Here is a 25,909-nt window from a genome sequence, read left to right as displayed (position 1 = left end):
CACCGTCGCATCGGGGCTGCGCGCAATGCCTTACGGCAGCGGCATCAATACCTTCTCGCTGGCCGAGGAATGTTCAAACAAAGGAAGAGGCTATGGTTCAAGTTCGCAAACTGGTGTTAGCAATAGCGGCCGCCTCGGCGCTGTCCTCCGGTATGGCGCAAGCGCTCGGGCTCGGGGAATTGACCCTGAAGTCGACGCCGAACCAGCCTCTGGTCGCCGAGATCGAGTTGCTCGACGTCCAGCAACTGACCGCTGCCGAAGTCGTGCCGAGCCTGGCCTCGCCCGATGACTTCGCCAAGGCCGGCGTCGACCGCCAGGCCTTTCTCAACGACCTGAGCTTCACCCCGGTGATCAACGCCAATGGCAAGAGCGTCCTGCGGGTAACGTCCAGCCGGCCGCTGTCTGAACCGATGGTCAAGTTCCTGGTGCAGGTGATGTGGCCCAACGGCCGTCTGCTGCGCGACTACAGCGTATTGCTCGATCCTTCCAAATTCTCGCCACAGGCCGCTGACGCGGCCCGGGCGAAACCGCCCCAGGTCGTGGCCACGCCGGTCACCGGGGCCACCAAGCCTTCCCAATACACCACCACGCCGCGCGATACCCTGTGGGAAATCGCCGCCAAGGTGCGTAATGGTGGGTCGGTCCAGCAAACCATGCTTGCGATCCAGGCGTTGAACCCGAACGCATTCATCAACGGCAACATCAACCTGCTCAAGACCGGTCAGGTCTTGCGCCTGCCCGACCCGGTGCAAAGCACTGCACTGCCGCAACCCCAGGCCATCGCTGAAGTGGCTGCGCAGAACGCCGCCTGGCGCTCGGGTCGCCGTGGCGTGGCGGGTGCTGGCAAGCAGCAGTTGGATGCCACCAAGCGTGGCCGTGGCGAAGGCGCGCCGGCGCAGGCTGCCGGTCGCGACAACTTGAGCCTGGTGTCGGCCGACTCGGCGAAGGCGGGCGGCAAGGGCAAGGGCGCTGCCGGTGATGCCCAGGCGCTTAGCAACAAGCTTGCAGTCACCCAGGAAAGCCTCGACTCGGCTCGCCGGGATAACGAAGAACTGAAAAGTCGCATGGCAGATCTGCAGAGCCAACTGGACAAACTGCAGCGCCTGATCGAGCTGAAGAACAACCAACTGGCCAAGATGCAGGCCGAAGGTGCTGCCGTTCCTCCTGCTGGCGAGGCACCTCCTGCAATGTCCGCAGAGTTGACCCCTGCGCCAGCGGCACAGGCCCCGACGGCTGCGCCTGCGCCAGAGGCGGCCCCGGAAGCGACGCCGCCTGCCGCTCCGGTCGAGCCGACGCCTGCCGCGTCCAACGAGCAAAAGTACAACGACCTGCTGACCAACCCGATCCTGCTGGGATTGATTGGCGGCGGCGCGGTGCTCCTGCTGTTGCTGCTGTTGTTGCTCGCCCGTCGCCGCAAGGCTCAACAGGAAGCGGAAAAGCATTTGCGCATGGCTCGAGCCCTTGAGGAGGAGGCTGACTTCTCCCCGGAGCTCGATCTGCCCCCGAGCAGCTTCGAGGGCATTGATGTTCCACCGCCAAGCGTGAAACTCGAGCCAAAACCCGCGCCTGCCCCTGCGCCAGTACCCAAGCCGGCTCCGGTGGTCGCGCCTGTGGTGGTCACACCGCCTATCGCGGCGCCATTGGTGGCTCCGGCTGCCGAGCGCTCCGACGACGTGCTGCCCCAGGCCCAGTCCCATATCGACCGCGGTCGCTTGAACCAGGCCGCTGACTTGCTTGAGCAAGGCATCAAGGCCGAGCCTCAGCGCAGCGACCTGCGCCTGAAGCTGATGGAAGTCTACGGTCAGCAGGGCGACCGCGACGCTTTCGTCGCCCAAGAACGCCAATTGGTGGCCAATGGCGAGAATTTCGCCCAGGTCGAACAGCTGAAAAGCCGTTTCCCGGCCATGGTGGTCGCCACCGCCGCAGGCTTGGCCGCCGCGACCGTGGCAGCAGAGCTGGACGCGCAGTACGTCAAGGACCTGCTGGAAGACAAGACGCCGACCGACGAGGAGTTGGACAACGCTTTCGACCTGAGCCTGGATGACCTGGAAGCGACCCCGGTTGCGCCGGCGCCAGAGCCTGTCGCTGAGCTGGACGCGTTCCCGGAAGATGACGACCTGAGTTTCGAGTCGGTGCTCAAGCAGCAGACTGAAGCCAACGAAAGCCTGGACGACCTGTCGGAATTCGACCTGGACCTGGGCGCCGAGGCGCCGACGCCGGTTGCGGCGCTCGACGATGAAGACTTCCTGCTGGACTTGGACGACGACCTCAAGGGCCTGGATCTGCCTGCGACTGAAACGCCAGCCTTGGCCGACATCCCAGCCGACGATCTCGAACTGCCAGCGGATTTCGATCTGTCCCTGTCTGACGAAATGGACGCGCACGATGCGCCCAAGGATGCCTTCGAGTCCGAGCTGGACGATGTGAACGCCGAGCTGGATCGCCTGTCCGACAGCCTGGGCCAGCCGACGTTTACCGCCGAAGATGCCTTGGTCGGCGCCGAAGATGAACCGGACTTCGACTTCCTTAGCGGTACCGATGAAGTGGCGACCAAGCTCGATCTGGCCCAGGCCTACATCGACATGGGCGACAACGACGGCGCCCGCGACATCCTTGGCGAAGTCCTCAGCGAAGGCGACGCTACCCAGAAGAGCGAAGCGCAGGAGATGTTGTCGCGCCTGGCGTGAATCAGCGGTTATACAAAAACGGCAGCCGGTGAGGCTGCCGTTTTTTTTGCGGGTGATTCGCACCGCTCTTGGTGGCGAGGGAGCTTGCTCCCGCTGGGCTGCGAAGCAGACCCTCTCCATGGTGCCTCGAGCACTTTTGCGAGCGCTGCGCACTCGAGCGGGAGCAAGCTCCCTCGCCACAAGGGCTTGTCTTGGTCCGGAAAATCACCTGAGCCTCTGTGGGAGCGAGCTTGCTCGCGATAGCGCCAGCCCATTCAACACAGGATCACCCGCCGGACTGGCATCCCTAGCCATCGGCCTTATAATGCCCGCCTTTGCGTACTTCAGCAGGCTGTAATTCCTTGGCAAACATAGACAACCCGGCCGCCGAAATGGCGGCCGACGGCTTTTTCCGGATCGCCTTGGGCGTTGAATACAAAGGCTCGCGCTATCGTGGCTGGCAGCGCCAGGCTTCCGGTGTGTTGACGGTGCAGGAAACCCTCGAAAACGCCCTGTCCAAAGTCGCTGACTCGCCCGTGTCGTTGCATTGCGCCGGCCGTACCGATGCCGGCGTGCATGCCTGCGGCCAAGTGGTGCATTTCGACACCCAGGTCGAGCGTTCGATGAAGGCCTGGGTGATGGGCGCCAACATCAACTTGCCCCACGACGTCAGCGTCAGTTGGGCGAAGGTGATGCCGGCGCATTTCCATGCACGCTTCAAGGCCATCGCCCGGCGTTATCGCTACGTGATCTACAACGATCAGATCCGCCCGGCGCACCTGAATGAAGAAATCACCTGGAATCACCGCCCGCTGGACGTCGAACGCATGGCCGAGGCCGCGCAATACCTGGTCGGTGTCCATGATTTCAGCGCCTTCCGTGCCGGCCAGTGCCAGGCCAAATCGCCGATCAAGGAGTTGCATCACCTGCGCGTGACCCGTCACGGCAAGATGATCGTGCTCGACATCCGCGCCAGCGCGTTCCTGCATCACATGGTGCGCAACATTGCCGGCGTGCTGATGACCATTGGTGCTGGCGAACGGCCGGTGGAGTGGATCAAGGAAGTGCTCGACAGTCGTGTCCGTCGCTCCGGTGGCGTCACCGCGCACCCGTTTGGCTTGTACCTGGTACAGGTCGAATATCGCGATGAATTCGAGCTGCCGGAGCGTTACATCGGGCCACATTTCCTCACGGGCTTCTCGGAACTCGACGGCTGACGCCCTCCGCAGCATTTGCTACCATCCGGGACTTTCACGGATTTGCCTGAGGTTTTACCCACCATGCCGGTCGTTCGCAGCAAGATTTGCGGGATTACCCGCGTCGAGGACGCGTTGGCGGCTGTCGAGGCCGGGGCCGATGCCATCGGGCTGGTGTTTTATGCCAAGAGCCCGCGCGCGGTGACGGTGCAGCAGGCGAGGGCGATTATCCAGGCCTTGCCGCCGTTCGTGACGCCCGTGGGCCTGTTCGTCGACGCCAGTCGTTGCGAGTTGGGTGAAATACTCGATGCGGTGCCGCTGGGCCTGTTGCAGTTTCATGGCGACGAGGCCCCGGCCGATTGCGAAGGCTGGCATCGTCCGTACATCAAGGCGTTGCGGGTCAAGGCCGGGGATGACATTGCCGCCAGTTGCGCAGCGTTCGCCAGTGCCAGCGGCATTTTGCTGGACACCTATGTGGAAGGCGTTCCCGGAGGGACCGGCGAAGCGTTCGATTGGTCGCTGGTGCCCCAAGGCCTGGACAAACCGATCATCCTGGCCGGTGGCCTGACCGTGGACAACGTGGCCCAGGCCATTCGCCAGGTCCGCCCTTACGCGGTGGACGTGAGCGGAGGTGTGGAGCAGGGCAAGGGCATCAAGGACCCTGCAAAGATTCGTGCATTCATGGCCGCTGTGCGCAGCAGCCAGTCGTCAATGTGACGGCTGGCAGACTGCCGCCGTCCATACCAGCACTGTACAAAGCAGGCAGGTGCCGCCTCCGGGTGGGCCGATAGCGAAGTGGTAGCCGCCGTGCGGTTGCCGGGATGGCTGAGGAAGGTTGGGTTGCACGCAGGTCATGTTTTGTACTGACCGTGGTGGCCCCTCGACTCGCCGCACAATGAATTTAGCTCAAGGGCATACGCGGGGCCGCGAACCAAAGCGTTCGGGCCGCCGGTACTGGAGAAAGAAAGCATGAGCAACTGGTTGGTAGACAAACTGATCCCTTCGATCATGCGTTCCGAGGTGAAGAAAAGCTCGGTGCCTGAAGGTCTGTGGCACAAATGTCCATCCTGCGAAGCGGTGCTGTACCGCCCCGAGCTGGAAAAGACCCTGGACGTTTGCCCCAAGTGCAACCATCACATGCGCATCAGTGCGCGTGCCCGTATCGACATTTTCCTCGATGCAGAAGGCCGTGTTGAGCTGGGTGCCGACCTGGAGCCAGTGGACCGTCTGAAATTCCGTGACGGCAAGAAGTACAAGGATCGCCTGACCGCTGCCCAGAAGCAGACCGGCGAAAAAGACGCGCTGATATCCATGAGTGGCACCCTGCTGGGCATGCCGGTGGTGGTGTCGGCCTTCGAATTTTCCTTCATGGGCGGCTCCATGGGTGCCATCGTCGGTGAGCGCTTCGTTCGTGCCGCCAACTACGCTCTGGAAAACCGTTGCCCGATGATCTGCTTCGCCGCTTCCGGCGGTGCGCGGATGCAGGAAGCGCTGATCTCCCTGATGCAAATGGCCAAGACCTCCGCGGTGCTGGCGCGTCTGCGCGAAGAAGGCATTCCGTTCATCTCGGTGCTGACCGACCCGGTCTACGGTGGCGTTTCCGCCAGTCTGGCCATGTTGGGCGACGTGATCGTCGGCGAGCCGAAAGCCCTGATCGGCTTCGCTGGCCCGCGCGTGATCGAGCAGACCGTGCGTGAAAAACTGCCGGAAGGCTTCCAGCGCAGCGAGTTCCTGCTGGAGCACGGCGCCATCGACATGATCATCCATCGTCAGGAGTTGCGTCCGCGCCTGGGCAATCTGCTGGCGCAACTGATGGGGCTGCCGACGCCGAAATTCGTCGCCGCGCCGATCGAGCCGATCGTGGTTCCGCCAGTGCCTGCCGGACTATGACCCAACGCACCCTGGGCGACTGGCTTGCCTACCTCGAGCAGTTGCATCCTTCGGCCATCGACATGGGGCTGGAGCGGTCGCAAGCGGTAGCGTCCCGGATGGGGCTGTCCAAGCCGGCGCCCCGGGTCATCACCGTCACTGGCACCAACGGCAAGGGTTCGACCTGCGCCTTCGTGGCTTCGCTGCTGCGGGCCCAGGGGCTGGGCGTCGGTGTCTACAGCTCGCCGCACCTGCTGCGCTACAACGAGCGGGTGCAAGTGAACGGCGTCGAAGCCACTGACGTCCAGCTGTGCGAAGCCTTTGCCGCGGTGGAAGCCGGGCGAGGCGATACAACCCTCACGTATTTCGAGATGGGCACCCTGGCGGCGTTCTGGTTGTTTGCCCGTGCCGGTCTCGATGCGGTTGTGCTGGAGGTGGGCCTGGGCGGACGGCTGGATACGGTCAACCTGGTGGACGCAGACATTGCACTGGTCACCAGCATTGGTGTGGACCATGCCGATTACCTGGGCGATACCCGCGAATCCGTGGCCTTCGAGAAGGCCGGCATCTTTCGCCAGGGCGCGCCTGCGCTTTGCGGCGATCTCAATCCCCCCCAGCCGTTGCTGGACAAGGTTCGCGAATTGAGCTGCCCGTTCTTTCTGCGCGGGCGGGATTTCGACCTGGCGATGACCGAGCAGCATTGGCAATGGCGCGGCAGCGACCTGCAGGGCAATCCAGTGGAGTTGCACGATCTGCCCTTGCTGGACCTGCCGATGGAAAACGCCGCGCTGGCGCTCCAGGCCTACCTGTTGCTGGGTTTGCCATGGGATGCCGGGCAAATCGTCCAGGCGCTGCAGGCGACCCGTGTGGTCGGGCGCCTCGATCGTCGTCAGTTCGACTGGCAAGGCAAGCGTCTGAACCTGTTGCTGGATGTCGGCCATAACCCCCACGCGGCGCAGTACCTGGCCGAGCGCCTGGCACGGCGACCCGTGGTGGGGCGGCGCCTGGCGGTGTTCGGGCTACTGTCTGACAAGGATCTGGATGGCGTTGTCGAGGCGTTGGGTGCTAGTGTCCAGCATTGGGCGGTGACGTCACTGGATTCGCCGCGCTCGCGTACCGCGGCGCAGTTGCAGGAAGCCTTGCAGCGCCATGGCGCTTCAGTGCAGGCCTACGCTAGCGTGGCCGCCGCGCTGGAAGGGCAGTGCGCGCTGGCGACGGCCGATGATGAAATCCTGCTGTTCGGATCATTTTTTTGTGTTGCCGAGGCCCTTCAATGGTTGGCCCGGCGCTCCACGGAGGAGGCTGCAGATGGCATTGCTGGATAAGGCGTACAAGCAGCGCATGGTCGGGGCCTTGGTGTTGGTGGCCCTGGCGGTGATTTTCCTGCCGATGCTGTTTTCCCGTCAGGACGAGCAACGCCAGGTCACGGTCGACGCGCCGGCCGCGCCCCAGGCGCCTTCGGTGCCGCCGGTGCAAGTCGAGCCAGTGGCGGTGCCCGAGCCCCAGGCGTTGCCTCAGGAACCTGTCCCGAGCGACGAGGAATTGGCCGAACAATCGGTGCCGTCGATGCCGATTGCGCCTGCACCCGCAACGCCTGCGCCTGCCGCACCGACCAAGCCGTCAGTCGCTCCAACTCCAGCTCCCGTTCCGGCTGCTCCAGCGGTCAAGCCGGCTCCAAGCCAGCCGATTACCGCCGCCACGACCAAGCCTGACACCACGCAAAGCCGCGTGGATGCCAATGGCCTGTCGGTCAGCTGGTCGGTGCAGCTGGCCAGCCTGACCAGTCGCGAAAGTGCCGAGAACTTGCAGAAAACCCTGCGCAGCCAGGGCTACAACGCCTACATCCGCTCCGCCGATGGCAAGAACCGGGTGTTTGTCGGGCCGCTGATCGAGCGCGCCGAAGCCGACCGCCTGCGTGATCTGCTTAGCCGCCAGCAGAACCTCAAGGGTTTTGTGGTGCGCTTCCAGCCAGAGCGCGGCTGACAGCGATTTGGCTGATTTGAATCGTGCAGCTTACCGACAGCCCTGCGCTCTGCTAAAATGCGCCGCCTTATCCGTCTGTAGGCTGCACCGTGCCATTTACCTGGGTTGACTGGGCGATCGTTGCGATCGTCGCCATCTCCGCATTGATCAGTCTGAGTCGCGGCTTCGTCAAGGAAGCCCTCTCGCTGCTGACCTGGATCATCGCGGGAGTCGTAGCCTGGATGTTTGGTGGTTCGCTGTCCCAGTACCTCGCCGGATACATCGAAACTCCGTCGGCTCGCGTGATCGCGGGCTGTGCCATCTTGTTTATCGCCACCTTGCTGGTTGGCGCAATGATCAATTATCTGATCGGCGAACTGATTCGCGTCACCGGGCTTTCCGGGACGGACCGGTTCCTGGGCATGGCCTTTGGCGCGGCGCGTGGCGCGTTGCTGGTGGTCGTGGCCGTCGGGCTCTTGAGCCTGGGGCCGGTACAGCAGGATACGTGGTGGCAGGAGTCCCGGCTCGTGCCACAATTTCTATTGGTCGCAGACTGGTCCAAAAACCTGATCCTGGGTTGGAGTAGTCAGTGGCTTGCCAGCGGTATCAGCGTACCCGCTGAAATACCGTTCAAGGAACACCTCTTGCCGACGGCCAAAACGCCGCAGTGAGTGTTGTTCAGTTCAGATCCATTAAGTAGGGGTTGCGTCGCATGTGTGGCATCGTCGGTATCGTCGGTAAGTCGAACGTCAATCAGGCGCTGTATGACGCGCTAACCGTGCTCCAGCACCGCGGCCAGGACGCTGCCGGTATCGTGACCAGCCATGACGGCCGGTTATTCCTGCGCAAGGATAATGGCCTGGTGCGTGATGTGTTCCACCAGCGCCACATGCAGCGCCTGGTCGGTCACATGGGTATCGGCCACGTGCGCTATCCGACCGCGGGCAGCTCGACGTCGGCTGAAGCCCAGCCGTTCTACGTCAACTCGCCGTACGGCATCACCTTGGCGCACAACGGCAACCTGACCAACGTCGAGCAACTGGCCAAGGAGATCTATGAATCTGACTTGCGCCACGTCAACACCAATTCCGACTCGGAAGTGATGCTCAACGTGTTCGCCCACGAGCTGGCCCAGCGCGGCAAGCTGCAGCCGACCGAAGAAGACGTATTTGCCGCCGTGACCGACGTGCACAACCGTTGCGTCGGCGGCTATGCGGTGGTGGCAATGATCACCGGCTACGGCATCGTCGGTTTCCGCGATCCCCACGGCATCCGCCCGATCGTGTTCGGCCAGCGCCACACCGACGAAGGCGTCGAATACATGATTGCCTCCGAAAGCGTGTCCCTGGACGTGCTGGGCTTCACCCTGATTCGCGACCTGGCCCCGGGCGAAGCGGTCTACATCACAGAAGACGGCAAGCTGCACACCCGTCAGTGCGCGACCAACCCGTCCTTGACCCCGTGCATCTTCGAACACGTCTACCTGGCGCGTCCGGACTCGATCATCGATGGCGTCTCGGTCTACAAGGCCCGCCTGCGCATGGGTGAGAAACTCGCCGACAAGATCCTGCGCGAGCGTCCGGACCATGACATCGACGTGGTCATCCCGATCCCGGACACCAGCCGCACCGCGGCCCTGGAGCTGGCGAACCACCTGGGCGTCAAGTTCCGCGAAGGCTTCGTGAAGAACCGCTACATTGGCCGGACCTTCATCATGCCAGGCCAGGCTGCACGGAAAAAATCCGTACGCCAGAAGCTCAACGCCATCGAACTGGAGTTCCGCGGCAAGAACGTGATGCTGGTGGACGACTCCATCGTCCGTGGCACCACGTGCAAGCAGATCATTCAGATGGCCCGTGAAGCCGGCGCCAAGAACGTGTATTTCTGCTCTGCGGCCCCGGCCGTGCGCTACCCTAACGTCTACGGCATCGACATGCCGAGTGCCCATGAGCTGATCGCTCATAACCGTACCACCCAGGATGTGGCCGACCTGATCGGCGCCGACTGGTTGATCTACCAGGACCTGCCGGACCTGATCGAAGCGGTCGGTGGCGGCAAGATCAAGATCGAGCACTTCGATTGCGCGGTATTCGACGGCAAGTACGTCACCGGCGACGTCGACGAGGCCTACCTGAACAAGATCGAGAACGCACGTAACGATGCGTCCAAGGCCAAGACTCAGGCGGTCAGCGCGATCATCGATCTGTACAACAATTGATTAACCAACCGGCCCTGAGGGGCCGGTTTGCGTTTAAACCGATTTCAGGAGTGACAGCATGAGTCAGGATTGGGATGCCGGTCGGCTGGACAGCGACCTTGAAGGCGTAGCGTTCGATACCCTGGCGGTTCGCGCGGGTCAGCACCGTACACCGGAAGCCGAACATGGCGATCCGATGTTTTTTACCTCCAGCTACGTGTTCCGCACCGCTGCCGATGCAGCCGCACGGTTTGCCGGCGAAGTGCCGGGCAACGTTTACTCGCGCTACACCAACCCGACCGTGCGGGCCTTCGAGGAGCGCATCGCCGCCCTGGAAGGCGCTGAGCAAGCGGTGGCCACTGCCACCGGCATGGCCGCGATCATGGCCGTGGTGATGAGCCTGTGCAGCGCCGGTGATCATGTGCTGGTGTCGCGCAGCGTCTTCGGCTCGACCATCAGCCTGTTCGAGAAGTACTTCAAGCGCTTTGGCGTGGAGGTCGATTATGTGCCCCTGGCGGACCTGTCTGCTTGGGATGCGGCAATCAAGGCCAATACCAAGCTGCTGTTCGTCGAGTCGCCTTCCAACCCTCTGGCCGAGCTGGTGGACATCGCCGCGCTGGCGGAAATCGCCCACGCCAAGGGCGCCATGCTGGTGGTCGATAACTGCTTCTGTACCCCGGCGCTGCAACAGCCACTGAAAATGGGCGCGGACATGGTGGTGCATTCGGCCACCAAGTTCATCGACGGCCAGGGTCGCTGCATGGGCGGCGTGGTGGCCGGTCGTGGCGAACAGATGAAAGAAGTCGTGGGCTTTTTGCGCACCGCAGGCCCCACCCTCAGCCCGTTCAACGCCTGGATTTTCCTCAAGGGCCTGGAAACCCTGGGCCTGCGCATGAAAGCCCATTGCGCCAATGCCCAGGCCCTGGCCGAGTGGCTGGAGCAGCAGGATGGCATCGAGAAGGTGCATTACGCCGGCCTCAAGAGCCATCCGCAGCATGACCTGGCCTTGCGTCAGCAACGCGGTTTCGGCGCGGTGGTGAGCTTTGAGGTCAAGGGGGGCAAGGAGGGCGCCTGGCGCTTCATCGACGCGACCCGGTTGATTTCCATCACCGCCAACCTGGGTGACAGCAAGACCACCATCACCCACCCGAGCACCACGTCCCACGGTCGCCTGTCGCCCCAGGAGCGTGAATCGGCGGGTATTCGTGACAGCTTGATCCGCGTTGCGGTCGGCCTGGAAGACGTGGCTGACCTGCAAGCCGACCTGGCCCGCGGGTTGGCGGCCTTGTGATCGAGCTGGCAACGCCACCGAGCGGCACTCATGGCCGGGTTGCCCTGGTTACGGGCGCCGCACGGGGCATCGGCCTGGGCATCGCTGCCTGGCTGATCTGTGAAGGCTGGCAGGTGGTGCTGACCGACCTGGACCGCGAACGCGGTTCCAAGGTGGCGAAGACCCTGGGCGACAATGCCTGGTTCATCGCCATGGACGTGGCGGACGAGGCGCAGGTCGCCACCGGTATCGCCGAGGTGCTTGGGCAGTTCGGGCGGCTCGACGCGCTGGTGTGCAACGCGGCCATCGCCGACCCGCACAACATCACCCTGGAAAGCCTGGACCTGGCTTATTGGAATCGGGTCCTGGCGGTGAACCTGGGTGGGCCGATGCTGCTGGCCAAGCACTGCGCGCCGTATCTGCGCGCTCACAACGGCGCCATCGTCAACCTGGCTTCGACCCGCGCTGCGCAATCGGAACCTGACACCGAAGCCTATGCGGCGAGCAAGGGCGGCTTGCTGGCCCTGACTCATGCCCTGGCCATCAGCCTCGGGCCGGAGATCCGGGTGAACGCCGTCAGCCCTGGCTGGATCGACGCGCGCGATCCCTCACAGCGTCGTGCACAGCCGCTGACCGACGCCGATCACGCCCAGCATCCAGCGGGCAGGGTAGGCACGGTAGAGGACGTGGCGGCGATGGTGGCGTGGCTGTTGTCGCGCAACGCCGGTTTTGTCACGGGGCAGGAGTTCGTGGTGGACGGCGGCATGACCAAGAAAATGATTTATGAGTGAGGAGCAGCTGCAAGTGGCGAGCTGCAAGCTGCAAGCGACTATGCGGTGTTGGTGCTTCTGACTTGTAGCTTGAAGCTTGCCGCTCGAAGCTGTTTTTGAAAAAAACCCAACCCTGCTATTGACTTAGCTTCGGTACCTGCGTAAATTTCGCGGCCTCAACGAAGCAAAGGGTGATTAGCTCAGCTGGGAGAGCGTCTGCCTTACAAGCAGAATGTCGGCGGTTCGATCCCGTCATCACCCACCATGTTTTACGAGAGTTTTGCGAAAGCAAGACGGAAGCTGTCAAAAGCCTCCACCGACGCGCAGCGGTAGTTCAGTCGGTTAGAATACCGGCCTGTCACGCCGGGGGTCGCGGGTTCGAGTCCCGTCCGCTGCGCCATATTTTCCGAAGCAGGTTCGCCTGGTTCGAGATCCAAGCTCAAAGGGGTTGGGTCAGACGAGTTAACTGGACGCAAGTCCATAGCGATACGCAGCGGTAGTTCAGTCGGTTAGAATACCGGCCTGTCACGCCGGGGGTCGCGGGTTCGAGTCCCGTCCGCTGCGCCATATCTGCTTTGAGGCCCACTGAACGCCTTGAAGCTAAGAAGAAAGCTGCAAAGCTACTTCTAATCGATAGCAAAGACCCTGGTCGAAAGACCGGGGTTTTTTGTTTTTGGCGAAATGACATTGGAACAAACCCGTGGCGAGGGAGCTTGCTGTGGCGAGGGGATTTATCCCCGCAGGGCTGCGAAGCAGCCCTTGTTGTTGGTGGCTTCAGAACCCCAATTTATCCCGCAACCCGTAATACCAAGCCCCCATTGCCGCGAACGGCGTACGCAACAACTGCCCACCGGGGAAAGGGTAGTGGGGCAGGTCGGCAAACGCATCAAAGCGCTCAGCCTGACCCCGCAGTGCTTCCGCCAGAACCTTGCCCGCCAGATGCGTATACGTCACGCCGTGGCCGCTGCAGCCCTGGGAATAATAAATGTTATCCCCCAGTCGCCCGACCTGTGGAAGACGCGACAGCGTCAGCAGGAAATTTCCGGTCCAGGCGTAATCGATCTTCACATCCTTGAGCTGCGGGAAGGCCTTGAGCATCTTCGGCCGAATGATCGCCTCAATGTTCGCCGGATCCCTCGCGCCATATACCACGCCGCCCCCGAAGATCAGGCGCTTGTCGCCGGTCAGGCGGTAGTAATCAAGCAGGTAGTTGCAGTCTTCAACGCAATAATCCTGCGGCAGTAGGCGGCGAGCCAGCTCATCACCCAGCGGCTCAGTGGCGATGACCTGGGTGCCGCACGGCATGGACTTGGCGGCCAGCTCCGGCACCAGGTTGCCCAGGTAGGCATTGCCCGCCACGATAATGAACTTGGCCCTGACCTTGCCCTGTGGTGTATGCACCACCGGGCTGGCGCCTCGTTCGATACGCACCGCAGGCGACTGTTCATAAATCACCCCACCCAGCGACTCCACCGCCGCCGCTTCGCCCAGCGCCAGGTTGAGCGGATGAATATGCCCGCCGCTCATATCGAGCATGCCGCCCACATACTCATCGCAAGCCACCACCTCGCGAATACGCCGCTGATCCAGCAACTCCAACTGGGTATGCCCGAAACGCTCCCATAAGCGCTTCTGCGACTCCAGGTGGCCCATCTGTTTAGCGGTGAGGGCGGCGAATACGCCGCCGTCCTTCAAATCACACTGAATCTGATACTTCGCCACCCGCTCACGAATGATCCGTCCACCCTCAAACGCCATGTTGCCCAGCAACTGCGCCTGCTGAGGGCCAACGCTGCGTTCGATCACATCAATATCGCGGCTATAACTGTTAACGATCTGCCCGCCGTTGCGACCCGAAGCCCCAAAGCCGACCTTCGCCGCCTCAAGCACGGTGACTTTGAAACCGTTCTCCAGCAAAAACAGTGCAGAGGACAGGCCGGTGTAACCAGCGCCGATCACGCACACATCCGTCTCGACGTCATCCTGCAGGGTAGGGCGCGGAGGAGTGGGGTTGGCCGACGCGGCGTAATAGGACGCTGGATAGGATGTGTTCGCCATTCTGCAACCTCTGTTTTATATTTTTTACGAATGCAGCGATCCTACCCGAGATAAAAATCGGCCGCCAGCCACCGCCAAGTCTTCGTCGCATCGGCGAAATTAAATATTTTGCATATTCATAGGGTTAGGTGAAAAAAAGGTGTTGACACCCCTCCGGAATTCCGTAGAATGCCGCCTCACAGCAGGCACGTAGCTCAGTTGGTTAGAGCACCACCTTGACATGGTGGGGGTCGTTGGTTCGAGTCCAATCGCGCCTACCAAACAAAATCCGCTCTGCTGGGCGGTCTAGAAGGGGTTACTGGAAACGGTAGCCCCTTTTTGCTTTCTGCCATTTGCAAAACTTTTGCAAAACTTTTGCAAAACCCCCACCTCAGAACGCCAATTCGGCGCACACCTCGACGTACTCAATCGTCTTACTGCCATGCCCTTCCTGGTAGTGCTTGGTCATCTTCTCGTCTGCGTGCCCCATCAAGGCCTGGATGTATTCCATTGGGAAATTTTGCTGCTCATAGAGCCAGGCACCCAAAGCGCGAATCTCGTGAAAAGTGGGGCGCTCTCCGGCCGGGACATGATCGTAGGCGTGGGCTGCGTCCCGAGCCTTGCTGAACTCCTTGGTCAAATAATCCGGCGTCACTGACGTCCAATGATCTTTGGCGTCGATTTGCTCCCTTCGCCTGGCCTTAGGCTTGTAGTGAATCAGGTACGGCGACGCGATCGGCGAGCGAAGGCACTCACCAACCACCTCGCGCAACGCGGCTCCCATGGTAATTTTCAGGTGCACCGGGTTGTCGTATCCCTGGGTTTTCCCCGGCGAGACGGTCAGCGTATTTTGATCCATGTCCGCTGCCGACTTCAGCCAGGTCACGATGTCTTCCCTTCGCTGGAGGCTGGTCAGGGCAAGGCGTATTGCTCGCTTCAGCCAGGGCGGCGTGGTGACGGCATCGATAATGAGCTTCAATCCCTCTACCGTGTGCCGCTGGCGCTTCTTCTCCGCCTCCTTCTTCACCAGGGTCAACTCGGCGTTGTTTCGTTCCGCCAGGCCCTTGGCCACGGCGAAGGCGAAGATCTGCACCCATAGCCCCCGGTGCTTGGTGTAGGCGTTGTTGCTGAACTGGTCCAGGTATTCAGCCATGGCGAGCACATCCATTTGCCCAATCAGCCGGTCACCAAGATCCTGCCGATATCGCTGAAGCTTGAATTTGATTTCTTCCAGGGTGCGCGCCGCGTAGCCTTTGTCCACGACCCATTCATCGTGGAAGCGCTGAAGTAGGTTGCTGACCGTGGGCAGTCGATCGCCTGTTAGCAGCGTGAGCAGGGCGCCATCGTCGACGACCAGCGCGGCCAGTTTGAGATTGGCGGCCCGCGCCAGCTTGATTGCCTCCTCCAAGGGGCGGTTGATGCTGGTCATCAATCCCGTAACCGGGTTGCGGTACCGCCAATATTTTCCGTTGGGGTAGAGGTTGGGCGGCAGCTTTCTGTTCTTGAGCGTGCGCGGTCGAGCAGCCATCAGCCTAACTCCATCATTTGAGCCAGGAGCGGGTCATTCGAACCCATGACGGCCGCCTGCAAGTCCACAAAGTACATCCCGCCTTTTACTTCCCCGATTACTTCGCCTTCCTCAATCCATTTCTTCAGCTGCTGGACGCTGGGCTTGCCGCCGGCATACCGCAGCTTTCGATACTCGCTCACCTCCATGAGGCGCGGGAGCTTTACAGTAATCTGGGCAATGACTTTTGCCATGATGATGCTCCGTACCGCGCATGGCGGCATTGATGTTGCGCCACTGTTACGGGCGGGACTTCTGAATGATGTAAATGACGATGCAGCCGGTGGCAGCGAGCCAGACCAGCGAGACGAAGCCGGCGGTGATCAGCGCTGCGTCCGTTCCGTGCTCAAGCATTCCTGGGACGGCGTAGGCGAACCAGAGGAGGGTGAGCAGCAGGTACAGCAGGGCGCCGATCAGGACTTCGAACAGTTTTTTTGCAGACATGGGTGTGCTCCATGCCGCGCGTGGCGGCAGAAGGTGGCCCGCCGTTCACCGGCAGGCTGTAGGGGGATTGGGGTTAGGGGTTACTGCTTCGCCTGCTTTCGTTTGCGAGCAGCAACAACCAATGCTTTCGATATGCTGGCCAAGCCGCCAACAACATCTTCTGGTAGGAGGGCGTTATTACAGTGAGGGCAGAGCGGTGCCGTCTTCGTGCTTCGCCAGGCTTCGTCCATCACCTTGGCGGCGCGACTGCGGATCTGGAATTTTTCTGCCTCGGCCAGCTCGGCTGCGCGCCGATTTATCCGACCTGCGGCGGCGCTAAACTTTTCCACCAGGTGGAGAAACGCGTCGAACGATTCGACCTCGGTCTCGCAATCGCTGCACCAGACGCGGCGCTCTTTGTCGTCATAGACCATCTTCCTGTGCGTGCATGAAGATGAAGGCCGGCGGGTAAGGCCCCGGGCAACCCGGATGTCTTCGATCTGGACGACCTTCACGCCGTACAGGTATTCCTGTGGCTCGATAGGGGCATCGCTCATGGCCTGGGCCCTCGATACACGAGCCAGGCCATGTAGAGCAGGGGGAGGATCATGGCTGCGGCTCCTTCATCGCTGCCGCTGCAATCGCTTCGATCTGATCGCAGTAGCCGTAGATGTCCTGGACGTTGTTTTGGCCGTTCACGCAATCCCGGACGGTTGGGCGGATGTTGCCGTTGACCTGGGTCGCGATGGCCTGGAGCGCTTGGAGCAGACGTTCGTTCTCGGCCTTGATCTGGTCGAGCCGGCGCCCCTGGACCTTGAACTCCGCCCAGCAGGCTTTGCGGTCTTTATCAATCTTCTTCAACTCGCTCATCAGAGCGCCAATGGCGCCATAGCACTCGGCCAGGGTGTTGTTCGCATATTCGACGTGAATGTTCGATGCCGGGTAGCCCTTCTGACATACCTGCATCAGGCGCTCGTACTTCGCTTTGTCTACGGGCATGGCTTCACCCTCACGCCGGCGGCTTCGATGGCTTCTCGGGCTTCGTCGTGCATATCGTTCCAGCCACCCTCGTAGCAGGCGTATGGCTTGGCATCGACGCGGGACGGCAGTTCCACCACCAGGGCGGCGCGTGAGGCCTGCCATCCATCCCAGGCCCCATTCGCGTAAGGGCTCTCGTAATACTCTGGATGAGTGGCGGAGCGGGTGAAATCCATGCCCCTGAATCGCGGGCTCTTTTCGAACTCTTCTCGCATCTGTTCACTCATGACATCACCAATGCAGCAGAGAGGATGAGAAGGCCCCACAGGATTGCGCTGAGGGCCAGGGCTTTGGGGATCATGGGGTCACCAGTTCATCAGGGACTTCGAAGAAGCCGAGCCGGCCCTTGAACGGGGTAAATGGCAAAGCCATTGGTCGGCGCAGCCAGAATCCCTTATCACCCATGTACCAGGGCGAGCTGCAGTCGTTGAGGCTATCCAGCAACTCAACCGATCCGATGATCCCGCCACGCTGCAAATCTTCGAAGGCTGGCAGCGTCACATTTATGCCGGCGTCTTCAAGGAAGCCAATCGTTTCACCGTGACCGGCGACGTAGTTGTATTCCAGGCGGGTCATGCTTTGGGCAGCGTGAACCAGGAAGCGCCCGCGGAACTTGGTGTGCCAGCTCCGGTTTTCGATGTCCTTGCCGCCATGGATGATCAGCCAGGCCCAGGGCTGGCGAATTGAAAGTGCTTTCATCGGGCAATACCGGTCCTTGCCGCTATAGCGGCTGACTTTGAAGGGGGAGGGGTTACGGCTTGATTGGGTTGAGGCGGGCTACTTCGTCCAGGCAGGCGTTCCAGGCTTCGCCGCGGATATCTGGCTCGCCAAACGAAACCGTTGCTCTTCTCTCAGGCAGAACCACCGCTACCGGCGCGGGCTGCTGGTCTTTCGCCTTCATGCAGGTGTTTACGCATCCGCCGGAAGTCGGGCAGGCATCGCACTCGACAAGGTCGTCCTTCGCGGCTGGCGCGGATTGGTGGGGCTCGGTCCGGTGCTCCCAGTCTTCTGGCAGCAGAGCATTGAGCTTTTCAAAGTCCAGCTTCGTTATGGCTACTTCGTCGATGAGCGCTTCGTACTCAATGGAATCATCCAGGGCGTGAAATATCGCGTGTTCCAGTTCGTACACACGCTCCCGCGCCTTGGTCAGCTCGGATTGCAGACGTTCATTATCCTGACGCAACGCATGCTCCCGTAAAGAGCGGTCGCCATCTGAAACGATGTAGGCCTTGGCAAGCCCCTTCAGCCGCTCGACCTCAGCCTGGAGCCGGGTGACGTGGGCGCGGTCTACCAGTTCGCGTCCCACCCAAAGCGCTGCCCGGCATGTAGAAATTTTGTCTTCGCGCAACAATGGCAGGCACTTCGACGCCTCACTCGTAGAATCGTAGCGATAGCCCAGCACTTCCACCTCCCCGCCAGCAGGCGGCACAGGCTCAGCCAGGGTGGCGCGAGTGTTCCACTTAGCTACTTGGGCAGCGTCATCAGCTACGACCACTTGCTGCGCATAGATGCATTCTGAAAATCTTGGATGGGCGCCAAGGTTGGCGTTATTGATTGTCAACGCTTCGCCACAGAAAGGGCACGGCAGCAGGGTTACGGTTTCATTCTTCATTACTCACACTCCAGTGCATCGGCAAAGGCTGCTGTTGCGCCTTCAGCCTTACGCCCGCAAAGATTGAAATACAGATCCCAGTCATGAACCGCATCCCAGGTGTTTTCGCTACGACCCAGGTTGAGCCACATGCGCTTGATGGCTGCCATGAATTCTTCTCGTTCACTCATGGCTTGCTGCCTCGGCGGTGGGGTTGAGGGCGGCGCGCATCGCCTTTGCTAGCCGCTTGGTAGGGTTAACGGCTGCCAGGGTCTGTTCGAGCAGCTTGCGCAGGTGTTGGTTATCTGCTGAAAGCTCCGCAATGCGAGCTTTAAATTGGCCTCGGTCTGCGTCGTAGTTGTAATCGCCCTGAGAAACCATCAGATCAAGTCGCTTAACCTAGGCCGCCAACTCCTCAACCCGCCGCTCTGCCGCCTGGCACGCCTGCTGCTCTGCATGGCGGCGCTGTTCCAGGCTGTTCAACTGTTCGTCGCGCTGGTTGAGCATTTCTTGCAGGGCGTTCCGCTCATCCCTATAGCGAAGACCTTCCAAGTGCTTGCCCTGAGCTGAGTCGGCATTGATCTCCACGTAGCGCTTCTGGCGCTCCAGTTCCTCCTGCAAAGCCAAGTTCTCGGTGGCAGTTCGCTCCAGCAGGTTCGCCAGCCCCTCGATGTGTTCCTTCTCGGTCAAGCCGATATTGGGCTTGGCTGTGGCGAAGCTTCGGGAGTAGTCGAGGGCTAGCCGGATATTTGGAGCGATTTTATTTTCTGCGGGCATGGCTATGTCCTTTGCCGGGGCATGCCCGGGCGGTGGAGTGGGGGAGTCATTGGCGAGTGGTTACTGGAGGGGATGGCAAGGCCTTGGCGGACTCAATGAATCCCGTGGTCTCTACATCTCCATCCATTGCAACGATGAAGGCAACCTCCACCTTCGCGGAGTCGACCAGCACTTTGGCAACATCAGCGATTGCCTTTGCCCTCTCGATTTCCATCGGCTTTTCTGGGTCCTGAAGCGCTTCCAGGGTTGCAAAAAGATGATCTCGAAGGTCAGTCATCTTGTTTTTCATTGGATGCCTCGCTTATCGCTTTTTTGAGCTTGCCGAGTTGCCGAATGGTGTTTTTCAGCTCTTGGGGATATCGATGGATCGTGTTGCGGCGCATGTTCTCCGCTCGGGAGATCAGCTCTAGGTTCAACAGATCGATGTTGGCGGTGTTGCGGTCTTTGAAAACCACGATGTGCCCCATAGGCACGTCCCCGTGAGCCTGTTCCCAGAGAATCATGTGAACGGACTTCCACCGTCTCTGCGGCGGGCCATCATCGCGAATCTTGCGCTGGCGGATGCCGTCCTTTGTCACGCGCTCCGTACCGATTGGCTGAAGTAGCATCGCGGCCTTTCCGTTCAGCGTCCCGGCCTTGAATCGCGTTTCCCCCGACCTCCCACCAGCGGTGTAGCTGATCCCCTTGTTCCAGGATATGGCGCCCTTTTTGAACCTCGACCCAATGCCTGGGTTGTTCTCCCGGCGAAGACGACAGGCATGCTCACTGGCAAGGTATGCCTCGCTCCGTTTCAACCCCATCAGATAGGCCTTTGCATAAATGGCGCGCTCTGACTTGCCGATTACCTTCATAAGCTCAGGCATGGGTGTATTGGGATAGAGCTCGGTCAATTGGCGCTCTTCACCGCTCGACCAATGCTTTCTTGATGGCGCTGGGGCTGCCCTGGCTCTCGCTCTCTCAAGCGCCTGCATAGCGATAGGAGACATAGAAAATCCTCGCCGGTTGGCGTGATTCGAGTTTGTGGGGTTATTTCTTCGGGTAGGTCTTGGTCAGACTGCCGTTGACCGTATGGCCGCGCTTCAGCACGACCCGGGCCAGCGCCACCCGATCTTTCTCGCTGTGGCTGGCCTGACTGAGCAGGCCGAAGTAACTGTTGGCCGTCTCGCGGAGTTCCTCGGCCGGTGCTGCGGCTGTTCGCTTCAGCGCCTGGGCTAGGGATCGCTTGCGAGTGGTCCGCCGCCAGGGCTTGATAACGTGCCCGACGAAATCAACGCCCCGGTCAACTGGCTGAAGTAGCGTTTTCGTTGGGTTCAGCTTGGCGCCAAGGCTGGGCAGGAACGCCTGCACCTGGGCCAGCCACTGGTTGAGCTGCTGCGGAGACTCATGCAGGAACACGAAGTCATCGACGTAGCGGACGTAGTGCTTGGCTCCGAGCTGGTGCTTGGCGAATTGGTCCAGGGCATCGAGGTAGACGTTGGCGAAGAACTGCGACGACAGGTTGCCGATGGGCAGGCCCAGGCGCGCAGGTTGTGCTGTCAGGCGCTTGTGCTGCGGCACCCGGTTGAACAGATGGGCCGGGCTGCGCACCTCGTAATCCTCGCGAGGGTCATGCATCAGGATCTGTTCAGCGAGGGCCAGCCACCACGGCTCGGTGATCTTGGCGGCCAACTGCCGACGCAACACCTCTTTGTCGATGGCGACGAAGAAGTTTGCCAGGTCGCATTTCAGGTAGTAGATCGGCTTCGCCCAGTTATCGCTGGCGCTGCGGATCTTCGACTCAAGGCGCTTTGCGGCGTACAACGTGCCGCGCCCCGGGATACATGCGCAACTGTCCGCTATGAAGCTGGCGTAGAAGCGAGGGGCCACATGGTTGTACAGCAGGTGGTGGACGACGCGGTCCCGAAAGGCTGCCGCCCATACTTCCCGGGCTTTCGGTCGGGTGACCACAAAGCAGATGGAGCGGCCTGGCCGGTAAGTGCCGGCGGTCAGGTCGTTGTGCAGGTCGATCAGGTTCCGCTCCAGATCCATTTCGAAAGCCAGCGCGCTGTCGCTGTTGCGCTTGGAGCGTCGGCAGTCGTAATAGGCCTGTACAAGATCGCTGAACGGGTAGGGGCCAACGTTCGAATCTGCGGACGGGGCGGACACGGAGCTCGTTGTTCTTGTCGTTGTTGTTCTGATTGCCATCATCGAAGTTCATGTTGAATGCGTTGTTGGCGGAGCGCTGCGACCTATCGTGCTATCTACGTCGCCAAGCCGAAGGCAGAGCCGATCAGCAAGGAAACTGCGCGAGACCTACACGGACGCTTTAGACCGGCGGTATCTCTTGTGCGCATGGCGGTGGCCCGAAGACCAGCGGCACGACCAGATTCAATTCGCACAGACCTGAAAGCCGTAACTCTCAGATGGCGGGCGCGGTTGGGGTGGAGCGTTTCCAGGCGTTGGCCTGTTTGCCAATTGAGGTGGTGACCTCGATAGCCTTGGCATGCTGCGGGACGCTGATGAATCGGCTTTCCTTGAAAAGTCGCATCAGGAACTCGATGACCTGGACCTTCTCAACCAGCGAGGTCAGGTGTGGATGCTTGTCCCGGGTCGAGTTGGCTCGGGCAATCAACATCAGCACGTCGATGCACTCGTCGATCACTCGCTTGCCGAGCGACTGCTTCAGATCGCGGGGGATGTTCCGAGTCAGGTTCGTGGCCATGAGCAACAAGCCCATCGACACCTTGTAGATGCTCAGCTCTGTGTGCATTCCCATTGCAGTGGATCTCCCTGAAGAGCAACCGGCCGCAAGCGGCCGGATTAAATTAATGAATCAATCGATTAATTGACTGCGGACGGGGCGGACACGGAGCTCGCCGTCCTTGGCGCCGTTGTCCTGATTGCCATCACCGAAGGTCACGTAGAACGCGTAGTAGGCGGCGCGCTGCGAACTCGACCAGTAAGCACGATCCTGGAAGGCTTCAGGACCGTCTTCCCGGAAGGCCTCGATGCTGGTCTGGGTCGGCGACTCATCGGTGTACAGCAGGCCAACCGGCTCGCTGTTGGGGTTGTCACCGTTGCGACCGTAAGCCCAGTTCTCTTCGGTGGTCGGCTTGAAGTGGCGATACTGCAGCTCCTGTACGTCGCGGGCCGGGATCGCCCAGTCAGTGAAGCCGCCGATATCCAGGGCCAGAACCTTCTGAGCCAGCTCGCTGCCAGAGGCGGCCATGGCCTCGGTGTTGGCCCGGCTGTCGGTGAAGCTGTCGGCCCCGTCGATCTTTTCGCCGTACTTGCCCCAGGCACCGACCAGCTCGTGCTCGGCGCCGGCGGTGATGTTCAGGTAACGCTTGCCGGTCTCCGGGTCGCGGGTGATGCCGGAGAAGAAGCCGCCGCCGAATGGCTGGCCGATTTCCGGGACGGTCACTACTGGTGCTGCTTGAGCTGCTGCGGACATGGTCTTTCCTCTTTTCGAAGGCAACAAAAAAGGCGCTGCTGCGCCCGGTGCCGGATCAAGAACGAATGGATGAAGGATTAAATAAAGAATCTGCGGACGGGGCGGACACGGAGCTCGCTGGTCTTGACGTAGTTGTCCTGATCGCCATCACCGAAGCCCATGCCGAACGCGCCGTAGGCGGAGCGCTGCGATGATGACCAGTAGTAGCAGTCCTGGGCGAAAACCTCGGGGCAGTTCAGCCAGCCCTGGTACAGCTCGGCGGCGGCGGGCAGGTAGAAGTCGTTGTGGCCGTCAGCTTCGAACTCGGCGCAGGCATTGGCCGCCGGGTAATTCTTCTCGTCGAAGCACATCAGTTTGGTGTTGAGCTTGCCGTCCGTTTTGCTGGTGCCAGTCAGGTCAGTGTTACGCGGACCCCACTCGAAGCTTCCGGCATCCTTTGCAGCGAAGATCAGATAGTGCGCCGGGACATCGCCGCGAGCAGCAACGAAGCCGCCGTTGATGCCGCCCTGGCCGGGCCAGTAACCGCCCAGGGCCGGAATGGCTGCCGGTGCGACGGGGTCAACGTTCGCTGCCGGCGGAAACACCACTGCGAACGTGCTGGCGAGTGCCAGTTTGGCAAGAGAGGACGCCGGCATCTTGATCGTGGCGTCGCCGTGCTTCAGAGTGATCATTTCGGGCTTCATCGTAATTCCTCGCTAATGATTGGGCTGGCAATTCCAGCCATGTTTGCCGTCGGCGCTGGCGCACCTGGTTGTTGATCCGTCTCATGAGGGCTCGGCGAACGTGAAACCGTTTTCGCTGGCGATGAGCTGGACGCGCTTGATGTGCATCTTCAAAGCTCTGGCAGCTTCGCTGACTGTCTTGCCGGCGTCGGCCTGCTCTCGTACTGCTGGCGCCAGCTTGTCCCGCTGGGCCCGCAGCTTGGCGTGGTGAGCGGTAGTGCCGAAGAAGGGTGCCTCTGCGCTGACTCCGCTTTCGATCTGCTGGATGGTCTTCCCGCTGCCGAAGAACTGATCGAGCTTCTGATTCAGGTCCTGGATGATTGCGTCCCGCGGGTTGGGCATTGGTTCGCCGATCATTGCCTGCCACCCGACAGCGAGACCTTGATGCCATCGGCCCGAGCTTCCAGCACCTGGGCGAAGTTGATCGCAGCCTTCCAGGTCCAGCGGAAGCCCTTGGTCAAGCCGGTGGAGCGCTCAACGATGTGATAGGCGTTGCCCTTAGTGACGACCTGGTAGCGAATCTTGCTGACTGGCACGGGCCTGCCAATCATCGCGTAGAACTCTGCGGTTGCTGCCGTGGCCCGGATCTGGAGCGCGATATTGCCTTCGACGCGAGCTTGCATTGCTGGGTGCATTGCTTATCCCTCGGTGTGGGGTTGCGTTTATTCGTCAGCACTCTGGCCGCCGGTTGTTTGCCGTTGGGCGCCGGGGAGAGTGCTGACGGATAAAGGCGTAAAAAAGCCCAGTCGAAACCGGGCTTTTGTTGGCGTCACGAAGACCTCCCTACGTGAGCGCTGAGTGCCTTCATTGGAAGGGCTTTGGTCTGGGCTATTTCATGATGGTCACCCTCTGGGTTGGCTGAAGTGAAATGCAGGTGGCCGGCACCGCCCGGCATGTATCAGGCCTGGCCGCTCGTACCTGAACGACCCCGCGATTCGCCTGCAAGCTTGGTTGTCATCCCGCTGCACCCTGTCGCCAAGGTGCAGAAGTGATGCATGCCGTTGTTTAAGCGATAAAAACACCATCGTTTGATTCCCCAACTGGACCTTGAGGATTAGGACCGTCAACGTGTCCCACGATAATTTCCCGCCGCATCGCCTCGGCCACCGCCGCAGACTGGCGACTGACGCCTAGCTTGAACATGGCATTGGAGATTCGCTTCGCCACCGTCCCTGGCTCAACATCGTGAGATCGGGCGATTTGCTTGGCGGTAAGCCCTTGGGCGACTAAAAGCAAAAACTGAAGTTCTCTGCGAGCAAGCCCCCGGCCGAGATGGCCGGTCCACGTGCCGCTCTTGATGATTGATTCCATGCTGCTTGCCTCTCGGTTGATTTCCCAATGCGCCCGGGGTTTCCAGGCGCATCAGCGAAAAACACCGTGTCCCTTCGGCGCTGCTGGCGCGGTACGGGCTCATTCAAATTTTTCCTCCGACCGCGACCCTGTCCGCCGGATAACTCGATTTGGCGCTTTACGCTGCACGCCCGGGTCAGTTGCCAACCCTCTGAACCGTTGAGGCCGGTTCATCGCTGCCTTCCATCTGGCCGGTTGTTATCCGGCGATGGACAAACATTACCTGTGGGTAACGATACAGGTCAATACCTGTAGGTAATTATTTTTTGGTGAGCAAAAAAAAGCCCGCTGATAGCGGGCTGGTGGGGTTCTTTTTTGTTCTGGATCTACAACAGAACTGAGTACCAGAAAACCTTGCCGATCACGATTATGTCTTTTTGCAGCATTTCATCTGCGCTGTACTCTTCATCGGGGTGTTCTTCCCGGTTGTAACTTCGCATCCTGATCCCGCCGCCTGGCGTTCGGTACAAAGTCTTCACTCTCAGCTGGCCACTGTGGTTTAGGGCATACATTTTTCCGTCGGTGATGGCGGTACAGCCCTGGTCAACGCCGACCGTGCTTCCATGAGGAAGCACCGGCTCCATGCTGTTCCCATTGACGGTAACGCATACAGCCTCACTTGGCTGGACATTCTGACGACGGAGCGTGTTCTTTCCAAACCGCAGCTTCTGCTTAAGGTTAGGTTCCACCGCCGTCCTTCCGCTGCCTGCGGATAGTTCTACTTCCTTAAGGAATGGCACGTACACCTCATCATCATCCAGCGGTGTCTCATCGTCCCAGACCGAGAAAGGGCCCAGGTACTCGGCGTTACTGACGACCTTCTCCGCCGGCTGCATGCCTTTTTGGTCCAGTTGGTAACGCTCGAGGCCGAGCTTCGCTTCGATATCGCGCGCGAACTCCTCCCCAATGTTTTTACTACCAGCTGATGAGGGTGCTGTCGACAGGCAGCGAGATATGTAATTGGCGCTCTTCCCTAAAGCATCGGCCAATCGGGCCTGCCTTCCATCGAAGCGCTGCTTCATAAGTGCCCGCAAATTTTCG

The 25,909-nt window shown here is 60.7% G+C and carries 31 protein-coding genes, 4 tRNA genes and 1 pseudogene; 14 read left to right on the top strand and 22 right to left on the bottom strand.

Annotation, left to right across the window (positions count from 1 at the left end):
* The first annotated feature begins 92 nt into the window (after nucleotides 1-92).
* From BLO97_RS20070 to BLO97_RS20010, 13 genes are all read left to right on the top strand, one after another.
* A complete protein-coding gene (locus tag BLO97_RS20070; RefSeq protein WP_092149278.1) occupies nucleotides 93-2,687 on the top strand; it encodes a FimV/HubP family polar landmark protein in 2,595 nt (864 codons plus the stop codon).
* A gap of 371 nt (nucleotides 2,688-3,058) precedes the next feature.
* A complete protein-coding gene (gene truA / locus BLO97_RS20065; protein ID WP_018610821.1) occupies nucleotides 3,059-3,883 on the top strand; it encodes a tRNA pseudouridine(38-40) synthase TruA in 825 nt (274 codons plus the stop codon).
* Nucleotides 3,884-3,946: 63 nt separating this feature from the next.
* Nucleotides 3,947-4,579: a phosphoribosylanthranilate isomerase gene (locus BLO97_RS20060; protein ID WP_092222569.1), complete on the top strand. Its 633-nt coding sequence runs from the start codon at nucleotides 3,947-3,949 to the stop codon at nucleotides 4,577-4,579.
* Nucleotides 4,580-4,831: 252 nt separating this feature from the next.
* The gene (gene accD, locus BLO97_RS20055) at nucleotides 4,832-5,752 is read left to right on the top strand and encodes an acetyl-CoA carboxylase, carboxyltransferase subunit beta (RefSeq protein WP_058546590.1); all 921 of its coding nucleotides are present in this window, start codon (nucleotides 4,832-4,834) and stop codon (nucleotides 5,750-5,752) included.
* Complete coding sequence (gene folC / locus BLO97_RS20050; protein WP_092347630.1) at nucleotides 5,749-7,056, top strand: bifunctional tetrahydrofolate synthase/dihydrofolate synthase; 1,308 nt, start codon at nucleotides 5,749-5,751, stop codon at nucleotides 7,054-7,056. The genes accD and folC overlap by 4 nt, the downstream gene beginning before the upstream one ends.
* Nucleotides 7,040-7,714, top strand: a complete 675-nt coding sequence (locus BLO97_RS20045; RefSeq protein WP_092347627.1) for an SPOR domain-containing protein — start codon at nucleotides 7,040-7,042, stop codon at nucleotides 7,712-7,714. Before folC ends, BLO97_RS20045 begins: the two co-directional genes overlap by 17 nt.
* An 89-nt stretch (nucleotides 7,715-7,803) precedes the next feature.
* The gene (locus BLO97_RS20040) at nucleotides 7,804-8,364 is read left to right on the top strand and encodes a CvpA family protein (RefSeq protein WP_030142022.1); all 561 of its coding nucleotides are present in this window, start codon (nucleotides 7,804-7,806) and stop codon (nucleotides 8,362-8,364) included.
* A 41-nt stretch (nucleotides 8,365-8,405) separates the two neighbouring features.
* On the top strand, nucleotides 8,406-9,911 hold the full coding sequence (gene purF, locus BLO97_RS20035; protein WP_063320319.1) for an amidophosphoribosyltransferase: 1,506 nt from the start codon (nucleotides 8,406-8,408) through the stop codon (nucleotides 9,909-9,911).
* Nucleotides 9,912-9,969: 58 nt separating this feature from the next.
* Nucleotides 9,970-11,181 (top strand): O-succinylhomoserine sulfhydrylase, encoded by a 1,212-nt coding sequence (locus BLO97_RS20030; protein ID WP_063320320.1) that lies wholly within the window; start codon nucleotides 9,970-9,972, stop codon nucleotides 11,179-11,181.
* Nucleotides 11,178-11,951, top strand: coding sequence for an SDR family oxidoreductase (locus BLO97_RS20025; RefSeq protein WP_063320321.1), 774 nt, complete (start codon nucleotides 11,178-11,180; stop codon nucleotides 11,949-11,951). Before BLO97_RS20030 ends, BLO97_RS20025 begins: the two co-directional genes overlap by 4 nt.
* A 168-nt stretch (nucleotides 11,952-12,119) precedes the next feature.
* Nucleotides 12,120-12,195, top strand: a tRNA-Val gene (locus BLO97_RS20020).
* A 58-nt stretch (nucleotides 12,196-12,253) separates the two neighbouring features.
* Nucleotides 12,254-12,330: transfer RNA gene (locus tag BLO97_RS20015), tRNA-Asp, on the top strand.
* 90 nt (nucleotides 12,331-12,420) lie between these two features.
* Nucleotides 12,421-12,497, top strand: a tRNA-Asp gene (locus tag BLO97_RS20010).
* 207 nt (nucleotides 12,498-12,704) lie between these two features.
* Here BLO97_RS20010 and BLO97_RS20005 read toward each other — a convergent pair.
* The gene (locus tag BLO97_RS20005; RefSeq protein ID WP_092347624.1) at nucleotides 12,705-13,988 is read right to left on the bottom strand and encodes an NAD(P)/FAD-dependent oxidoreductase; all 1,284 of its coding nucleotides are present in this window, start codon (nucleotides 13,986-13,988) and stop codon (nucleotides 12,705-12,707) included.
* A 183-nt stretch (nucleotides 13,989-14,171) separates the two neighbouring features.
* Here BLO97_RS20005 and BLO97_RS20000 point away from each other — a divergent pair.
* Nucleotides 14,172-14,248, top strand: a tRNA-Val gene (locus BLO97_RS20000).
* Nucleotides 14,249-14,358: 110 nt separating this feature from the next.
* Here BLO97_RS20000 and BLO97_RS19995 read toward each other — a convergent pair.
* The 21 genes and pseudogenes from BLO97_RS19995 to BLO97_RS19900 all read right to left on the bottom strand — a co-directional run bounded on the left by BLO97_RS19995 (nucleotide 14,359) and on the right by BLO97_RS19900 (nucleotide 25,890).
* Nucleotides 14,359-15,495, bottom strand: a complete 1,137-nt coding sequence (locus BLO97_RS19995; RefSeq protein ID WP_092347621.1) for a phage integrase Arm DNA-binding domain-containing protein — start codon at nucleotides 15,493-15,495, stop codon at nucleotides 14,359-14,361.
* A complete protein-coding gene (locus BLO97_RS19990; protein WP_092347618.1) occupies nucleotides 15,495-15,728 on the bottom strand; it encodes a hypothetical protein in 234 nt (77 codons plus the stop codon). Before BLO97_RS19990 ends, BLO97_RS19995 begins: the two co-directional genes overlap by 1 nt.
* Nucleotides 15,729-15,774: 46 nt before the next feature.
* Nucleotides 15,775-15,978, bottom strand: a complete 204-nt coding sequence (locus BLO97_RS19985) for a hypothetical protein (RefSeq protein WP_092347615.1) — start codon at nucleotides 15,976-15,978, stop codon at nucleotides 15,775-15,777.
* Nucleotides 15,979-16,058: 80 nt separating this feature from the next.
* Nucleotides 16,059-16,514 (bottom strand): hypothetical protein, encoded by a 456-nt coding sequence (locus BLO97_RS19980; RefSeq protein ID WP_092347612.1) that lies wholly within the window; start codon nucleotides 16,512-16,514, stop codon nucleotides 16,059-16,061.
* A 49-nt stretch (nucleotides 16,515-16,563) separates the two neighbouring features.
* On the bottom strand, nucleotides 16,564-16,956 hold the full coding sequence (locus BLO97_RS19975) for a hypothetical protein (RefSeq protein ID WP_092347609.1): 393 nt from the start codon (nucleotides 16,954-16,956) through the stop codon (nucleotides 16,564-16,566).
* Nucleotides 16,947-17,222, bottom strand: coding sequence for a phiTE_015 family protein (locus BLO97_RS19970; RefSeq protein ID WP_139197711.1), 276 nt, complete (start codon nucleotides 17,220-17,222; stop codon nucleotides 16,947-16,949). Before BLO97_RS19970 ends, BLO97_RS19975 begins: the two co-directional genes overlap by 10 nt.
* 70 nt (nucleotides 17,223-17,292) lie before the next feature.
* Nucleotides 17,293-17,694 (bottom strand): ASCH domain-containing protein, encoded by a 402-nt coding sequence (locus tag BLO97_RS19965; RefSeq protein ID WP_092347603.1) that lies wholly within the window; start codon nucleotides 17,692-17,694, stop codon nucleotides 17,293-17,295.
* 52 nt (nucleotides 17,695-17,746) lie between these two features.
* On the bottom strand, nucleotides 17,747-18,607 hold the full coding sequence (locus BLO97_RS19960) for a Lar family restriction alleviation protein (RefSeq protein WP_092347600.1): 861 nt from the start codon (nucleotides 18,605-18,607) through the stop codon (nucleotides 17,747-17,749).
* Complete coding sequence (locus BLO97_RS31690; protein WP_175489854.1) at nucleotides 18,607-18,777, bottom strand: hypothetical protein; 171 nt, start codon at nucleotides 18,775-18,777, stop codon at nucleotides 18,607-18,609. The genes BLO97_RS19960 and BLO97_RS31690 overlap by 1 nt, the downstream gene beginning before the upstream one ends.
* Nucleotides 18,770-18,967, bottom strand: a complete 198-nt coding sequence (locus tag BLO97_RS19955) for a hypothetical protein (RefSeq protein WP_092347597.1) — start codon at nucleotides 18,965-18,967, stop codon at nucleotides 18,770-18,772. Before BLO97_RS19955 ends, BLO97_RS31690 begins: the two co-directional genes overlap by 8 nt.
* Before the next feature lie 18 nt (nucleotides 18,968-18,985).
* Nucleotides 18,986-19,363 (bottom strand): hypothetical protein, encoded by a 378-nt coding sequence (locus BLO97_RS19950; protein ID WP_092347594.1) that lies wholly within the window; start codon nucleotides 19,361-19,363, stop codon nucleotides 18,986-18,988.
* Nucleotides 19,364-19,409: 46 nt separating this feature from the next.
* Complete coding sequence (locus BLO97_RS19945; RefSeq protein WP_092347591.1) at nucleotides 19,410-19,652, bottom strand: hypothetical protein; 243 nt, start codon at nucleotides 19,650-19,652, stop codon at nucleotides 19,410-19,412.
* Nucleotides 19,633-20,253: an HNH endonuclease signature motif containing protein gene (locus BLO97_RS19940; protein ID WP_256572116.1), complete on the bottom strand. Its 621-nt coding sequence runs from the start codon at nucleotides 20,251-20,253 to the stop codon at nucleotides 19,633-19,635. Before BLO97_RS19940 ends, BLO97_RS19945 begins: the two co-directional genes overlap by 20 nt.
* 136 nt (nucleotides 20,254-20,389) lie before the next feature.
* The gene (locus BLO97_RS19935) at nucleotides 20,390-21,391 is read right to left on the bottom strand and encodes an RNA-directed DNA polymerase (RefSeq protein ID WP_092347687.1); all 1,002 of its coding nucleotides are present in this window, start codon (nucleotides 21,389-21,391) and stop codon (nucleotides 20,390-20,392) included.
* Nucleotides 21,392-21,761: 370 nt separating this feature from the next.
* Entirely contained in the window at nucleotides 21,762-22,118 is a 357-nt protein-coding gene (locus tag BLO97_RS19930) for a four helix bundle protein (protein WP_039012590.1), read from the bottom strand.
* Nucleotides 22,119-22,175: 57 nt separating this feature from the next.
* Nucleotides 22,176-22,796 (bottom strand): Lcl C-terminal domain-containing protein, encoded by a 621-nt coding sequence (locus BLO97_RS19925; protein ID WP_092347585.1) that lies wholly within the window; start codon nucleotides 22,794-22,796, stop codon nucleotides 22,176-22,178.
* Between the two features lie 77 nt (nucleotides 22,797-22,873).
* Nucleotides 22,874-23,479, bottom strand: coding sequence for an Lcl C-terminal domain-containing protein (locus tag BLO97_RS19920; RefSeq protein WP_092347582.1), 606 nt, complete (start codon nucleotides 23,477-23,479; stop codon nucleotides 22,874-22,876).
* Nucleotides 23,480-23,560: 81 nt separating this feature from the next.
* Entirely contained in the window at nucleotides 23,561-23,875 is a 315-nt protein-coding gene (locus BLO97_RS19915) for a hypothetical protein (RefSeq protein WP_092347579.1), read from the bottom strand.
* A complete protein-coding gene (locus BLO97_RS19910; RefSeq protein ID WP_256572115.1) occupies nucleotides 23,872-24,141 on the bottom strand; it encodes a hypothetical protein in 270 nt (89 codons plus the stop codon). Before BLO97_RS19910 ends, BLO97_RS19915 begins: the two co-directional genes overlap by 4 nt.
* Before the next feature lie 454 nt (nucleotides 24,142-24,595).
* Nucleotides 24,596-24,829: pseudogene (locus BLO97_RS19905) on the bottom strand (response regulator transcription factor); the annotation flags it as partial.
* Nucleotides 24,830-25,194: 365 nt separating this feature from the next.
* Nucleotides 25,195-25,890 (bottom strand): S24 family peptidase, encoded by a 696-nt coding sequence (locus BLO97_RS19900; RefSeq protein ID WP_092347684.1) that lies wholly within the window; start codon nucleotides 25,888-25,890, stop codon nucleotides 25,195-25,197.
* Nucleotides 25,891-25,909 lie beyond the last annotated feature (19 nt).

This window comes from Pseudomonas sp. NFACC05-1 (genome assembly GCF_900100135.1).
Classification (GTDB): Bacteria; Pseudomonadota; Gammaproteobacteria; order Pseudomonadales; family Pseudomonadaceae; genus Aquipseudomonas; species Aquipseudomonas fluorescens_Q.
The sequence above is the reverse complement of the archived record's forward strand: the minus strand, read 5'-3'. Positions and strand labels throughout refer to the sequence as shown.